The sequence below is a fragment of the Ruegeria sp. AB8 genome (genome assembly GCF_056542605.1).
This window is the reverse complement of record NZ_JBQGAB010000003.1, coordinates 271,042-285,868: the sequence shown is the minus strand read 5'-3', so window position 1 is coordinate 285,868 and position 14,827 is coordinate 271,042. Positions and strand designations below refer to the sequence as shown.

General features: G+C 59.2%; 14 protein-coding genes. 9 read left to right on the top strand and 5 right to left on the bottom strand.

From position 1 onward, the window contains the following. Window positions 1-3: 3 nt before the first annotated feature. On the top strand, window positions 4-1,218 hold the full coding sequence (locus ACR0CG_RS05265; protein WP_480523141.1) for a winged helix-turn-helix domain-containing protein: 1,215 nt from the start codon (window positions 4-6) through the stop codon (window positions 1,216-1,218). Between the two features lie 3 nt (window positions 1,219-1,221). Here ACR0CG_RS05265 and ACR0CG_RS05260 read toward each other — a convergent pair whose 3' ends face one another. Next, window positions 1,222-1,920 carry a fumarylacetoacetate hydrolase family protein gene (locus tag ACR0CG_RS05260; protein ID WP_480523139.1) on the bottom strand — a complete coding sequence of 233 codons (699 nt, stop codon included), beginning with the start codon at window positions 1,918-1,920 and terminating at the stop codon, window positions 1,222-1,224. A 211-nt stretch (window positions 1,921-2,131) separates the two neighbouring features. Here ACR0CG_RS05260 and ACR0CG_RS05255 point away from each other — a divergent pair, with 211 nt between their 5' ends. Continuing rightward, entirely contained in the window at window positions 2,132-3,547 is a 1,416-nt protein-coding gene (locus ACR0CG_RS05255; protein WP_480523137.1) for a pyridoxal phosphate-dependent decarboxylase family protein, read from the top strand. Between the two features lie 3 nt (window positions 3,548-3,550). Here ACR0CG_RS05255 and ACR0CG_RS05250 read toward each other — a convergent pair whose 3' ends face one another. Continuing rightward, window positions 3,551-4,693 (bottom strand): DUF3095 domain-containing protein, encoded by a 1,143-nt coding sequence (locus ACR0CG_RS05250; protein WP_480523135.1) that lies wholly within the window; start codon window positions 4,691-4,693, stop codon window positions 3,551-3,553. 151 nt (window positions 4,694-4,844) lie between these two features. Between ACR0CG_RS05250 and ACR0CG_RS05245 the strand changes: the two genes are divergently transcribed. The 4 genes from ACR0CG_RS05245 (at window position 4,845) to ACR0CG_RS05230 (ending at window position 9,310) form a co-directional block, all read left to right on the top strand. After that, on the top strand, window positions 4,845-6,017 hold the full coding sequence (locus tag ACR0CG_RS05245) for an MFS transporter (RefSeq protein ID WP_480523133.1): 1,173 nt from the start codon (window positions 4,845-4,847) through the stop codon (window positions 6,015-6,017). After that, entirely contained in the window at window positions 6,017-7,084 is a 1,068-nt protein-coding gene (locus ACR0CG_RS05240) for a glycosyltransferase family 4 protein (RefSeq protein ID WP_480523132.1), read from the top strand. The genes ACR0CG_RS05245 and ACR0CG_RS05240 overlap by 1 nt, the downstream gene beginning before the upstream one ends. 114 nt (window positions 7,085-7,198) lie before the next feature. Continuing rightward, window positions 7,199-8,221: an aspartate-semialdehyde dehydrogenase gene (locus ACR0CG_RS05235; protein ID WP_170612623.1), complete on the top strand. Its 1,023-nt coding sequence runs from the start codon at window positions 7,199-7,201 to the stop codon at window positions 8,219-8,221. Window positions 8,222-8,392: 171 nt separating this feature from the next. After that, window positions 8,393-9,310 (top strand): endonuclease/exonuclease/phosphatase family protein, encoded by a 918-nt coding sequence (locus ACR0CG_RS05230; protein ID WP_480523129.1) that lies wholly within the window; start codon window positions 8,393-8,395, stop codon window positions 9,308-9,310. A 37-nt stretch (window positions 9,311-9,347) separates the two neighbouring features. On the opposite strand, the gene ACR0CG_RS05225 is transcribed toward ACR0CG_RS05230, so the two are convergent. Next, entirely contained in the window at window positions 9,348-9,884 is a 537-nt protein-coding gene (locus tag ACR0CG_RS05225; RefSeq protein WP_480523127.1) for an SRPBCC family protein, read from the bottom strand. Between the two features lie 204 nt (window positions 9,885-10,088). On the opposite strand from ACR0CG_RS05225, the gene ACR0CG_RS05220 reads away from it, so the two are divergent. The 3 genes from ACR0CG_RS05220 to ACR0CG_RS05210 all read left to right on the top strand — a co-directional run bounded on the left by ACR0CG_RS05220 (window position 10,089) and on the right by ACR0CG_RS05210 (window position 12,658). Next, entirely contained in the window at window positions 10,089-10,478 is a 390-nt protein-coding gene (locus ACR0CG_RS05220) for a hypothetical protein (protein ID WP_480523177.1), read from the top strand. A gap of 63 nt (window positions 10,479-10,541) precedes the next feature. After that, a complete protein-coding gene (locus ACR0CG_RS05215) occupies window positions 10,542-11,924 on the top strand; it encodes a leucyl aminopeptidase family protein (RefSeq protein WP_480523125.1) in 1,383 nt (460 codons plus the stop codon). Beyond that, on the top strand, window positions 11,921-12,658 hold the full coding sequence (locus ACR0CG_RS05210; RefSeq protein ID WP_480523123.1) for a C40 family peptidase: 738 nt from the start codon (window positions 11,921-11,923) through the stop codon (window positions 12,656-12,658). The genes ACR0CG_RS05215 and ACR0CG_RS05210 overlap by 4 nt, the downstream gene beginning before the upstream one ends. On the opposite strand, the gene ACR0CG_RS05205 is transcribed toward ACR0CG_RS05210, so the two are convergent. Both ACR0CG_RS05205 and ACR0CG_RS05200 read right to left on the bottom strand, forming a co-directional pair. After that, the gene (locus ACR0CG_RS05205) at window positions 12,655-13,005 is read right to left on the bottom strand and encodes a DUF2794 domain-containing protein (RefSeq protein WP_170824992.1); all 351 of its coding nucleotides are present in this window, start codon (window positions 13,003-13,005) and stop codon (window positions 12,655-12,657) included. The two genes, ACR0CG_RS05210 and ACR0CG_RS05205, sit on opposite strands and share 4 nt — an antisense overlap. 75 nt (window positions 13,006-13,080) lie before the next feature. Continuing rightward, a complete protein-coding gene (locus tag ACR0CG_RS05200; protein ID WP_480523121.1) occupies window positions 13,081-14,745 on the bottom strand; it encodes an ABC transporter permease in 1,665 nt (554 codons plus the stop codon). Window positions 14,746-14,827: the final 82 nt, after the last annotated feature.

Below are 14,827 nucleotides of genomic sequence, written 5' to 3'. Positions count from 1 at the left end.
GTCTTGGCACTGCCGAAACTGGACAACCGGACAGCCCGTGCGGTGTTCATGGATCGTCACTTGCTGTCCGAAACCCCGTCGGGCAGCGCAAAGGGCGCGGATCTTCTGGACCTGATCCGACGGCTTGGTTTTGTTCAGCTGGACAGTATCAACACCGTGGCCCGCGCCCATGACATGATCCTGTTTTCGCGCAGGCCCACCTATCGCAGCACACATCTGAAGCGCCTGTATGAACGGGACAGGGCGCTGTTCGAGCATTGGACACATGACGCCGCCGTCATTCCGATGGAGTTCTACCGGCATTGGCACCTGCGCTTTCAGCGCGACGCCGATTTGTTGAAAGCCCGCTGGAAGAATTGGCGGCGGGATGGATTTGAACAACAGTTCGCCTCGGTTCTGCTGCACATCCGCGATCACGGTCCGGTATCCTCGTCCGATGTGGGAAAGGACGAAAAGAAAGGATCGGGCGGCTGGTGGGACTGGCACCCGTCCAAAACCGCGCTGGAGTTCTTGTGGCGCTCGGGCGCGCTGACCGTCATTGGCCGGGATGGCTTTCAGAAACGCTACGACCTGACCGAACGGGTGATAGAAACTCATCTGTGCCCCGGTTATGCACCATGCGATGCCGAAGGAACGGTGGACTGGCTGTGCAACGCCGCCCTGGACAGGTTGGGGTTTGCAACATCGGGCGAACTGGCTGCGTTCTGGGATACGGTCAGCGCGGCCGAGGCGAAAGACTGGTGCGCCGCAGCCCAGAAAAACGGCGCAATTGAGGAAGTCGAAATCAATTGCGCGGATGGGCGTACAAGGAAAGTGTTTTCCCGCCCGGGATTGGTTGAAGAGGCCCCTGAACTGCCCGCGCCACCGGGCAGAATTCGCGTGCTCAGCCCGTTTGACCCGATGCTGCGGGATCGAAACCGAGCCGAACGCCTGTTCGGGTTTCACTACAGGATCGAAGTGTTTGTGCCCGCGCCCAAAAGAACCTACGGCTATTATGTCTTCCCCCTGCTCGAAGGTGATCGGCTGATCGGCCGGATCGACATGAAGGCCCACAGGGATAGCGGCGAATTGCGGGTACAATCCGTCTGGCCCGAGCGAAAGTTGCGCTGGTCAGAGGCCCGCACCCGGCGTCTGGAGGCCGAGCTGGACCGGGTGCGCAGATTTGCCGGTCTTGATCGTGTTGAGCTTGCCAACGGCTGGCTGAAAGACCCTAAATAGGCTCTATTCAGCCTGTGACAGGGTTAGGTGGATCGATTCAAGACCGTCAATTCCGCCATCAATCACATCACCGGCCTGTACCGCACCGACACCGGCCGGGGTGCCTGTCATGATCAGATCGCCCGGACGAAGGTGATAGTAATTTGAAAGATGGCTGACGATCTCATCTATTTTCCAGATCAGTTCGTCCAGGGTCGCATCCTGCCGGACTTCACCGTTGACGCTCAGATGAATGCGCTTGTCTTTGTCCGGCGACCAGTTCTCTGACCGGGTCAGCGGCGCAAAAACGGCACCGTTTTCCAGATCCTTGCCCAGATCCCACGGGCGCTGTTTGTTCCGTTCACGGATTTGCAGGTCGCGGCGGGTCATGTCCAGCGCGCACCCATAGGCAAACACCGCGCCCAAAGCCTGCTCGCGACTGACGCGGAACACCGGCTGACCGATCGCAATCGCCAGCTCCATTTCGTGATGATAGTTTTCTGTACCCGGCGGATATGGCGCGGTCGCTCCGGTCAGGATGGCGTTTGGTGCGGACTTGGTGAAATAGAACGGCGCCTCGCGGTCCACAGTATTTCCCATTTCAGCCGCATGGGCCGCATAGTTCCGCCCGACGCAAAAAATTCGACCCACCGGATATTCGGCCTGCTCGCCGACAACCGGTATCGCAACAGGGTCGGGAAGAGAAAACAGCTTGTCCTGCATGACAGCCCCCAGTTTGAAACATCGCCGGGCATCTTAGGTGTCTTCCCATCACTGGCAAGACGTTGGCGACCGAGATGCACACCCTTTTGACCTGACATTCAAGACTTCGGGTTTCTTAGACGCATTGACCTTTCGCTCCGGATAACTCTCACTGCCCCGGAAATTCAAACACCCGGGACATCCCGGATCAGGCGGAAACACGGGGAACAGCATGCAGTGGAACGAATTCGCGGAATGGGGCCGAAAAGTCGCTGACTGGACGCAGAACTATCACGAAACCGTTGGCGACAGGCCCGTCCGGGCACGGTGCGAACCGGGTGAGGTCTTGAATGCGTTACCGTCTGAACCGCCCGAAACCGCCCAGCCCATGGAAGACATCTTCCGGGATTTTGAGCAGATCGTAATGCCCGGCATCACCCATTGGCAGCACCCCCGGTTCTTTGCCTACTTCAACTCCAACGCCTCGGCCCCATCGGTTCTGGGTGAGTTTCTGGCCAGCGCCATCGCACCGCAATGTATGTTGTGGCAAACCTCGCCCGCTGCAACCGAGATGGAAACCCGGATGATGGATTGGTTGCGGCAGGCTTTGGATTTGCCGGACGGATTCGCCGGTGTGATTCAGGACTCGGCCTCGTCGGCGACGCTGGCCGCCGTGTTGACGATGCGGGAAAAGGCACTGGCCTGGCAGGGCAACAAACAGGGGCTGTTCGCGCAGAAACCCCTGCGCATCTATTGTTCATCCGAGGTTCACACCTCAATCGACAGGGCCATCTGGGTTGCCGGAATTGGCGAAGACAACCTTGTGCGTGTTCCCATCAAGGGCGACTGGCGCGGAATGGACCCCGACGCGCTGGAAGCGGCCATTCAGGCAGATTTAGACTCTGATTTACAGCCTGCGGGCGTCATTTTGTGCGTCGGCGGGACCGGCGTCGGGGCAACCGATCCTGTGGATCGTTGCTTAGAAATCGCCGCCAAATACGGCCTCTATTCCCATGTCGATGCAGCCTGGGCCGGGTCGGCCATGATCTGCCCCGAATACCGGCACTACTGGCCCGGGATCGAACAGGCTGACAGCATCGTCTTCAACCCCCACAAGTGGCTGGGGGTACAGTTCGACTGCTGCGCGCATTTCCTGAAGAAGCCCGAAGATCTGGTCCAGACGCTGGCTATCAGCCCGGAATACCTAAAAACACATGGTAAAGACGGGATCGTCAATTACTCGGAATGGTCCGTTCCATTGGGGCGTCGCTTCCGCGCGCTGAAACTGTGGTTCGTGATACGCTCCTACGGGCTGGAAGGCCTGCGCCAGCGGATGCGAAATCACGTCAACTGGTCCAAAGCGCTGCATGACAAACTTGCGTCGGAACCGGATTTTCAGATCACGACGGCGCCCATGTGGTCACTCTGGTCCTTTCGGTACATGCCCGAAGGCTGCGCTGACCCGGATTATCTGAATTTGCGGCTGGTCAACGCCATCAATGATGACGGGCGGATTTATCTGACACAAACACGTGTGGATGGCGATCTGGTCATCCGGTTTCAGGCCGGACAATTTGAGACCATGGACCAGGACGTGATGATGGCCTATGACGTCATAACGGACATTGCCCGTGGCCTGACACCTTAGAGACTAAGCCCTCATCCCGGCGGCGGCCTGGGCGTAACCGCCGGATGCGCCGTCAACAAAATGAACGTGATCATCGCGAACGGCAGAGGGCACAAAACAGGTCATCATCGCCTCGTCCTGAGCATGGATGCCATAGCGGATCTTGCCCTGCTGGCGCGCCTGTTCCAACATCTGCCGGATGCGTGCCAGCGTGGCCTGATCGCAATCCAGCGTCATCTTGAGGCCGTCGTCAAATTTGCGGAAATCCGCGTTTTTGCTAACCATTTCCTTGTAGTGCTGGGGCTCGAAACTGCCCAGTCGCCTGCCGGACAGAAACAGCAGAAAGATGAACAGGTTTTCACCCAACATCTTCACAGTGTGCCAAAGAATGTTGCCGCCGGCGCGCATCACACGCGCATTGATCGCAATACCCGGCGGCGGCCACGAGATTGGCGGCCCGTTGACCGGCACCGGGTGGCCCGCGCGATCCAGCGCCTCGGACACGGACAGCACCGACTGCGCCAGATCGGCAAAATCGATTTCTGTCGCGGTCGCGGTCGGTTGCACAACCAGCGATACGATCTGGCCATGTTTCGCCGGGCTGTTGGACCACCGGCAGGACAAGCCCGTCAGATCCGGTTGCGCGCCGGGTGCCGCATCGGGAACAGCGTATTGCCCCGACTTCATCTGCGTCTCGGCCCAGGCCAGCCCACCGCCCGAGAACATCGCGTAGTCCACGCCCGACGATGGCGCATAGCGGGCAACGCGCACATCCCGGCCGGCATTCCGGATATCCGCAACCGGCACCACGGCGCCGCGCAGGGAAACCGAAAACTCTTCATGCGCCCAGCGCTGCAAAGCGGACAGGCTGGCGCAGGCTGTATCCGCTGCGCCGGCCGGGACGGCGAAACCCGCGCCGTCGCCGCCAAAGATATAGGGAAACAGCTTGCCGCCCAATGCGTTGATCATACCCGAAATCACCGCCGCTCCGACCATGTTCACGGTCTTGTACCGGCCTCGCGCGAATTCACCGGTCGAATCGACGATATCAGCAACCCCGACAACCCAGTCATCCGGCACCGGTGTAAATCGCGCAGGCTTTGCAAGTTCGGTAAAGTCCCGCACAAGCGGCAGGGATTCATAGAAATCGGAATGAACGTCTTTCATTGTCCCCTCAGCGTTGGTGCCTTGTGTCGGTTCCTGATTTGAACAATAGCCCGATTGTGATGTCTGTCCGCCAAATCCAGCATCGCACACGCGCTTGTGCATGGTGGCACGACATGCCAAGCATGGCCCGTATTCAGGTTGAGGGCAGATCATGCAGGCAGGATTGGTGGTTTTGTGTCTGGCCTATGTGCTCAGCCAGTTTTTTCGCGCTTTTCTGGCTGTGCTCAGCGTGGATCTTGGCCGGGACCTGGGGGCCACGCCCGAGGACCTGGCCTTTGCCTCGGGCTTGTGGTTCTTCATATTTGCCCTGATGCAGATTCCGGTCGGCTGGGCGCTTGACCGGATCGGACCCCGCCTGACCGCTTCCTTGCTGCTAATGATCGGCGGTGCAGGAGGCGCCGCTGTTTTTGCGATGGCAACTGCGCCGTTGCATATCAGTATCGCGATGGCCCTGATCGGGATCGGGTGTTCTCCGGTGCTGATGGCCTCGTACTATATCTTCGCGCGCGAGTTTCCACCCGCCCGTTTTGCCACGCTGGCCGCCGTCATGCTGGGTGTCGGTTCCGTCGGTAATTTGGTGGCCTCGTACCCGACGGCACTGGCGGTCGAACTGATGGGCTGGCGCGCAACGCTGGCCGGACTGGCGGCGATCTCGGGCTTTGTAGCGATTGGAATCTGGCTGACGGTACACGATCCGCATAAGATCGAAACAGAACAGAAAGGATCGTTGCTGGATCTGCTCAGGGAACCAGCGCTCTGGACGATACTTCCGTTGATGCTGGTGGCCTATGCGCCTTCCGGCGCGCTGCGAGGATTGTGGGCCGGGCCGTACCTGCAGGACGTCTTTGGCCTGGGCACCGCGCAAATCGGGCAGGCAACCCTGGTAATGGGTGCAGCGATGATTGCGGGAACCTTTGTCTATGGCCCGCTTGACCGCATTCTTGGCACGCGCAAATTGGTGATCTTCGGCGGCAACGCGCTGAGCGCTGTGTCCCTGATCCTGTTGTGTATCTGGGTCGCCGACGCGGTCTGGGTGTCCGTCATCCTGCTGGCCCTGATCGGATTTACCGGCGCCACATTTCCCGTGATCATGGCGCATGGCCGTGCCTTCATTCCCCCGCATCTGGTCGGCCGGGGCGTCACCCTGCTGAACCTGTTTGGAATTGGCGGCGTTGGCGTGGCGCAGTTTGCCACCGGGCGGCTTCATGCCGCTACTGTAGGCGCCGGGCCCGCTGCGCCCTATACGGCCATTTTCGGGTTCTTTGCCATAACAGTTGCGATTGGCTGCCTGATTTACCTATTCAGCCGCGACAGCATAGACTGATGCCAATCAACCCTGAACAGGAGATCACAGTGCGGGAAATCGAGGTCATCGCACCCAACCTGAAACACAGCCTGTCAGGCGTGACCACAACGATCATTCGGCTTTTACCGATCCAACGCGACATGATCGAAATTCGCGCGACAGGCCCCGGCCTGCCCGACGATCTGCCGCATATCCGGCTTTGGAAGGTCCCGTTTCTATCGAACCGGGTGCAACGGGTCTGGCATGCCCGGCGCAACACCGAGATGCTGGCAGGACTGGCGCTGAAACATCTGTTCCGGCGCAATTTCCGCCTGCTCTTCACTTCGGCCGCGCAGCGCGATCATTCGGGGTTTACCAAGTGGCTGATCTCGAAGATGGATGCGTTGATCGCGACCACACCGCAGGCGGCTTCGTTTCTGAAACACCCGGCAACTGTCATCATGCACGGAGTGAACACGGACCTGTTTCATCCCGCACATTCCAAGCAAGCCCTGCGCCAGAAGCTCGGTCTGCCCGATGGCGTTCTGATCGGCTGTTTTGGCCGTATCCGCCCGCAAAAGGGCGTGGACCTTCTGGTGGACGCCGCAATCGAGGTTCTGCCGTCCCACCCTGATGCGCAGATTATCTTCACCGGCCGGGCCACCAAAGAGTTCGAAGGCTTTCAGCAGGAACAGGAACAAAAGCTCAAGGCCGCCGGGTTGGCGGACCGGGTGCATTTTCTGGGCGAGCGTCCGTGGGAAGAGATCGTGGAAACCTATCGCGCGCTGGACCTGTTCGTGGCCCCTGCACGGCACGAAGGCTTCGGCCTGACCCCGCTCGAGGCGATGGCGTCGGGTGTGCCTGCCATCGCCTGTCACGGTGTTGGCGCATTCAGCGCGCAGATCAAAGATGGTGTGACCGGCCGTCTGGTCGAGAAAGACAATGCAAAGGCGCTGGCGGGCGCGTTGCAGGACATGTTGGAAGACCGCGAAAAACTGGCGCTGGCCGGGCAGGCTGCACGGGCCCATGTCGAGAAGAATTTTCGAATCGAGGGCGAGGCAGAAGCCATCGTTCGGGTCTATCGATCCTTGTTGGAGGCGCATTGACCCGCCGCAACGGTGTCAAATTGGTGTTCCGCGCCGAAATTCGCTTCGATTAGTCTTTTTTCTTCGCCGCAACGCGGCTATGAACGCGCGTCCTTAGACTTCAGGAGACATGATATGGGCTATCGCGTCGTCGTCGTTGGCGCCACAGGCAATGTGGGCCGCGAAATGCTGAACATCCTGGCTGAACGCCAGTTCCCCGTGGACGAACTTGCCGCGCTGGCAAGCCGCCGTTCGCTGGGCACCGAGGTCAGCTTTGGCGACAAGACATTGACGACCAAGGATCTGGATACGTTCGATTTCAGCGGTTGGGACATCGCGCTGTTTGCCGTGGGTTCAGCGGCAACCAAGGACTATGCGCCCAAAGCCGCGGCTGCCGGCTGCGTGGTGATCGATAACTCGTCGCTGTATCGCTATGACCCTGACATTCCGCTGATCGTGCCGGAATGTAACCCGCAGGCGATCCACGACTACAAGAACAAGAACATCATCGCCAACCCCAACTGCTCGACCGCGCAGATGGTTGTGGCGCTGAAACCGCTGCATGACCGCGCCAAGATCAAGCGCGTTGTCGTGTCGACTTATCAGTCGGTTTCGGGCGCAGGCAAGGAAGGCATGGACGAGCTGTGGGATCAGACCAAGGCCGTGTACAACCCGATCAACGAGGTTGAGCCGAAGAAGTTCCAGAAGCAGATCGCTTTCAACGTCATTCCGCAGATCGACGTCTTCATGGAAGACGGCTCGACCAAGGAAGAGTGGAAGATGGTTGTCGAAACCAAGAAGATTGTCGATCCGTCGATCAAGGTCACGGCCACTTGCGTTCGTGTTCCGGTCTTTGTCGGCCATTCCGAGGCGGTGAATATCGAGTTCGAGGAATTCCTCGACGAAGACGAAGCCCGCGACATCCTGCGCGAGGCACCCGGCATCATGGTGATCGACAAGCGTGAGGCGGGCGGCTACGTCTCGCCCATTGAATGCGTTGGTGATTTCGCCACTTTCATCAGCCGCATCCGTCAGGACTCGACCGTTGAGAACGGTCTGAACCTGTGGTGTGTGTCGGACAACCTGCGCAAGGGTGCGGCCCTGAACGCCGTTCAGATTGCCGAGCTGCTGGGCCGTGAGGTTCTGAAAAAGGGCTGAATTCTTCCCATCCGAATGTACGAAGGGGCCGCTTCACATGAAGTGGCCCTTTTTTCTCGGCCCCGGCCCGGTGATAGGCCGGACGTTCGAGACCCTCACACCAGTTTCAACTGGACGTATACACCACAAAATGCACAGTGTTTGCCCTGAGCATTTCGATTGAGGCAGAACGTGCGTTTCCTGAACAACAACAGGTTTGCCCGATCCGCTATTCTGGGTTGTGCAACGCTTCTCATGGGTTTGGTGATCTTTGGATTCACCGGACGGTATTTTGCACCCGGTGACTCGGTCGCCCTGATGAGGCCCCAGATTGGCGTGCTGCTGATCGTCTTTGCCGCGATCCTCATGGCCGTGCGTGCCAGGGGTTTCGCGTTGGCCTCCCTTGCTTTCGCAGTGATTGCGGTGGGGTCCGTTGCCGCCGGGCTCGTACCTGTTTCAGACGAATGCGATGATCCTTGTGTGACCCTGTATCAAAAGAACCTGATGTCTGTGGCATGGCCCCGGTATTCCCTTGCTGACGACATCCTTTCTTCGGACGCGGACATCGTGACACTTCAGGAAGTTTCCAGCCACAACAGGCAATATATGGAAAACCTGTTCGGGAATTACCCGACATCGGCAATATGTGAGTTCAGGCCCGAGCAGAACGTTGCGATACTGACCAGACTGGCCATTGTTGAGGATTCAGAACTTTGCCTACAGGGGCTTGGACTGGTGGGTCTTCAGGTCATCGGTCCGGGTGGTCAGCCGGTTTGGGTTGTCTCCGTTCACCTCAACTGGCCCTACCCTTATGGCCAGTTCGAACAGAGCAAAAAGATCGCCCACCAAATCGAACAACTGGACGGCCCTGTTCTGATCGCCGGGGACTTCAACATGGCCCATTGGGGCAGCAGCGTGCGCCGTATCGGTATGGCTGCCGGCAATCACGTGTTTGGCGCAGTTATGAACACGCACATTCTTGGCAACTGGATGATGCCGATGCCGATCGACAATCTTTTGGTGCCCAATGGCACGACGGGCACGGCGGAACTGCGCCCGTTCATGGGATCCGACCATATGGGAATCAGGGCCCGCATCAGCCTGCCCTGAGAACTCATTTTTCAGCTTTTTAGAGCCTGTTTGTGCCTTACTGGCCGGATTCGACCAGTTCTTTGAGGTTGGAAAGCCCGCGCTCGTAATCCCCGCCGACCCATTCATCCATCATGAGCCCCATCCAGCGCGACATGGGGTTCATACCAAGATCACTTTCAAAGCCCCACGAAATCTCGGTCTGATCGCCTTCGGGCTGCAAAGTAAACGACGCACTTGCCGTCCCCATGGATCCGAAATCCAGCGCGGTTCTGACGAACTGGTTTTCAACGCTTTCGATGATTTCTTGTGATCCCGATCCGACTTGAGGATGCTCAGAGCTCCAGTTCAGGGTATTCCCGACGCCGGCTTCTGGGCCGCTGTAGGCCAGTTTGGTTTCCGGATCGCGCGACAGCCATGGCGACCATTTCTCGGTCGCCTGCATCGAGTTCACAAAAGGAAAGATGGCAGCAGCCGGCGCGTTGATGGTGACGCTTCGCGAGACTTCGGCCTTACCGGGCAGCAGATAGGACGCGCCCACCAGAACCAGTATCAATACAAGTAAAATCAGAAGAATTCGTTTTATCCATCGCATGGCTGTCTCCGATTCCAAGCAGAATAATCTCATGTTCAAAAACCGGCGGCGCCAGATTGGACCAGAGCCGCGCCAGCTTGACTTTGCCGCGCCACGCAAACGGAATTCAACATAAATTCGAAGAACTTTCCCGACCCAATGCAAGGTTTTGCAAAGATTATGGGGCGCATTCTCTGCCTGTGCCGTGGGGGCATGAACATAGGGGTGAACGTGGTGGATAATGTAATCACGCTGGAGCACACGGAATCCGTGCGGCTGGATCCGGATCGCATTGGCGGCTTGTGCCGTCAACTTGGTGACCAGAACGCGCTGGATGTCATGTGCCGAACCGTTGAAGAACTGGCCGTGCGGCTTTCGAACTGCGAACGTTTCTGGCGGCAACGCAACTGGGCCGATCTGCGCAAATGCGCCAGATCACTGGTGGCGATTGCCGATCAGATCGGAATGACGGCGCTGGCCCATGTGGCAAATGATGTGGCCCGGACAGTGGATGCCGGGGACGCCGTTGCCTCGGGGGCGACGCTGTGCCGTCTGATCCGTGTGGGCGAGCGGTCGCTGACGGCAATTTGGGATCAGCAGGATCTTTCCGTTTGACGGGGGTTGCAGGCGCGCGTCCGGTGGCTAGTCTGGGCGCGAACCGAGCCAGCCGAGAACCCTATGACCCTGTCCTTTGCACCTGCCTCTGAACCGTCCTTGCCGCTTCATGTGATCGAACAATCCCGGCTGGAGGACTGGCTTAAAAACCAGAGCGCGAAAGTGCAATCATGGATTGCCGTCAACGGTTTCACCGGTGCTTTGGGACAGGCCCTGTTGATACCAGACACTGATGGTGTGCCGGGCTGCGCAGTTGCGGGATACGGAACGGGCGCCACGCGGGCGCGCAAACGTTTTCCTCTGGCGGCCGCGGCCGAAGCGTTGCCGCAGAGCAATTACCACATAGCGTCAGGTGTACCCGAGGATGCGCTGGACACAGAAAGCCTTGGCTGGCTTTTGACCGGATACACATTTGATCGCTACGCCAGCCAGTCTCCTGTTGGTGCCAGGTTGGTTGCACCCGACGGGTTGGACAGCGCGCGGATTGAAGCGATCGCCGCCGCCGAGGCGCTGATCCGAGATCTTGTCAATACGCCAGCTTCCGACATGGGACCGGATCAGTTGCAGGCCGCCGCGGAAACGCTCGCGCAGGACTTTGGGGCCTCTTGCAACGTGATCGCAGGCAACGCTCTGCTGGAAAACAACTTTCCAATGATCCACGCTGTCGGTCGTGCCGCCGCGCAGGAACCTCGGCTGATCGAAGTGAACTGGGGCACCAGCGGCCCCAAACTGACACTGGTGGGCAAAGGTGTCTGTTTCGATACCGGTGGGCTGGATCTGAAACCGGCGGCGGCGATGGGACTGATGAAAAAGGATATGGGCGGGGCGGCCAATGTGCTGGGTCTGGCCCGCATGATCATGTCCCTGAACCTTCCGCTACAGCTTCGGGTCTTGATCCCTGCCGTGGAAAACGCGGTTTCGGGTAGTGCATTCCGTCCCGGCGACATCCTGACCTCACGCAAGGGGTTGACCGTCGAGATCAACAACACCGATGCAGAGGGGCGGCTGGTTCTGGCCGATGCCCTGACACTGGCAGATGAGGGGCAGCCGGACCTGCTGATCTCGATGGCCACGCTCACCGGCGCGGCGCGCGTTGCGGTCGGAGCGGATCTGGCTCCATTCTATACCGATGACGATGGCGCGGCGGAAATTCTGACCGGCGCGGCGCGGTTAGCGGCGGATCCCGTCTGGAGGATGCCGTTCCACGAACCTTATGAAGCCTTGATCGAACCCGGCATAGCAGATCTGGACAATGCCCCATCGGGCGGGTTCGCAGGTTCGATCACTGCGGCCTTGTTTCTGCGACGCTTTGCCGGCCAAAGTCGCTACATGCATTTTGACATCTATTCATGGCAACGCGCCAAGGAGCCGGGACGCAGCAAAGGTGGCCTTGGACAAGGCCCTCGGGCCTTGCTGGCCGCGTTGCCGGAGTTGTTGGACCTATGAGCCGTCTTCGCATCATCGAACCGGTTGTCGACCTTCTGCGCCAACCCAACGGACCGCGCGACCGTCAATTGCTGTTTGGTGATACGGTTGAGGTCCGTGAAAACCGGGAAGGGTGGAGCCGTATTACTTCGGACAAGGACGGGTATCAGGGCTGGGTTGCGACAGACCGTTTGGGGCCCGAGGCGTCACCGACCCACTGGATCATTGCCCCGTCGACTCATACCTATGAGCGGGCGGACATCAAAAGCGCGGATCGGGCATCGCTGAGTTTTGGCAGCAAGGTTCAAGCTCTTTCCAAGCAAAACGGGTTTCTTGAGACCGAGCTGGGGTTCATTCCGTCCACCCACGCCACCACAATTTCCGACACAGTGAATGACCCGGTTGCCGTAGCCGAACTGTTTTTGGGCACGCCCTATCTTTGGGGTGGCAACAGCCGGTTCGGCCTGGATTGCTCGGGGCTTGTTCAGGCCGGGTTGCTGGCCTGTGGCATTGCCTGCCCCGGTGACAGTGGCGATCAGGAAAGGGCGTTGGGACACCTGGTGCCGCAGGATGCACCCGCAAAACGGGGCGATCTGTTATTCTGGAAAGGACATGTGGCCTGGGTCAGCGGCAACAACATGCTGCTGCACGCCAACGCCCACGATATGGCGGTCGTATATGAACCGATGGATCGGGCCATTGCCCGTATCCGGGAACAAGGCGACGGGCCGGTTACGTCACATAAAAGGCTCTAATCCAGGTCAACCGCCCGGATCAGCTTCCGCTCAAGCACGCGCAACACGGTGCGCAGGTCATGGCCGCGTTTCAGAATGCGACCGTCCATGCCAATGACCGAGTACATTCCTTGCCGCTGACGAAGGCGGGGGTGTTTTTCCACCCGATAAATCGGATGCTCGGCCGTGCGTCGGAAGATCGAAAAAACTGCCGTATCCCGTAGGTTTGAAATGCCATAGTCGCGCCATTCTCCGGCGGCGACCATTCGGCCATAAACAGACAGGATCTGGGTCATCTCGCGCCGGTCAAAAGCGACTGGCATCTGAGCCGGGCTGGCAGAAAACCCGCTGGGTGGCTGCATGTTCATACTCTCAGCCTTGCCGGAAATTCTGTTTTAATCAACCCCGAGGCAGACACACTGGTTCATTTTGCCTTGAACCTGTTACCTGCGGCCAACCTGCCGGCAGATCAGGATCACGGGCAACAATCCAACAGCCAGTATCACAAGCGAGGGTACGGCAGCCCCTTCCAGCCGCTCATCAGACGCCAATCTGTAAGCCTGCACTGCCAGCGTGTCGAAGTTGAAGGGCCGCATGATCAGCGTCGCGGGCAGTTCCTTCATGACATCGACAAACACGATCAGCAGCGCGGTCAGCAGCGATGGCGTCAGAATCGGCAGGTGCACCCGCCGCAGCGTCGCCAGCGGCGTCTGGCCCAAAGACCGCGACGCGGCATCCATATTTGCGTGAACCGTGCTTTGTCCGCCTTCATAGGCGCTGAGCGCGGCGGCCAGAAACCGCACCATATACGCCGCGACCAGCAACCAGATCGAACCGGTGATCAGCAACCCGGTCGAAATATCGAAGGTCTTGCGCATCCACGCGTCCAGCGCGTTGTCGAACCCGGCAAAAGGCACGATCAGACCGACCGCAATGACACCGCCCGGAACCGCGTATCCCAGCCGCGCCAGATAAGCCGCCGCTGACGAGACGCGCCCCGGTCTCAGGCGCTGATAAAAGCCCACGCAAATGGCGGCGAACACGGTCACCACAGCGGCTATACCGGCCAAAGTTAGTGAGTTCTGGATGAACCCGATATAGCGCCGCGACAAAAGGTTCTGTTCTGAGGTCATCCCCATCTGCACCAGTATGATCACCGGCAGAAGAAAACCCAGGACGACCGGAATGATGCACAGGACAAATGCCCCGACCGACTGCCAGCCTTTCAAATGTGCTGTTGGCAGCGCGGCGTGGCTTTTACCGGCCTGATAGTATTTGGCTTTGCCGCGCTGGGTCCGTTCGGCTACGGCCATCAGCAGCGCGAACCCTAGCAGGCACAGGGCCAGTTGAGCGGCTGCAGCGCGGTCGCCTATGGAAAACCAGCTTGTATAGATCCCGGTGGCAAAAGTCTGAACGCCGAAATAGGCGACTGTTCCAAAATCGGCGATGGTCTCCATCACTGCCAGCAGAACACCGCCAGCAATCGCCGGGCGCGCCATCGGCAGGGACACGCGCCAGAATGCCATCCACGGGCTGTTGCCCAACGCCCGGGCCGCCAGAAAGGCCGAGCCGCTTTGCTGTATGAACGCCGCGCGCGCCAGCAGATAGACATAGGGATACAGTACCAGGATCAGCATGACCGCCGCGCCTTCGGTCGAGCGGATTTCGGGGAACCAGTAGTCGCGTGGCCCCCAACCCGTTATTTGCCGCAGGTTGGTTTGAACAATGCCGGGGTGATCCAGAATAAAGGTGTAAGCATAAGCCAGAACATAGGCCGGAAAGGCCAGGGGCAGAACCAGAGCGATCTCGAGAAGTCGCACACCGGGAAAGCGTGTCATGGTCACAAGCCACGCGGCACCGACACCGATCGAAAAGGTCCCCGCCGAAACCAGGACCACCAGAACCGCCGTGGTCAGCGCGTATCCGGGCAGAACCGTGGACATCAGATGCGAGATCGTGGCCGTACCACCGGTTGCGGCCGCCAGAACAACCGCCACCATCGGCAGCAGACAGGCCGCAGCCACAAAAAGAGCGACCCCGCCGACAATCCTGGTGCCCAATACGCCGCGGTTGCGGGATCCGTGTTCTGAATACTCTATTTCGGCCATTGTCCCGGCTAACGAGTGGCAAATGCGCAGGTTTGGTCTTTCATTGACCAAAACGCTCCGAAAAGCCAGTAGGCGGGGCAAC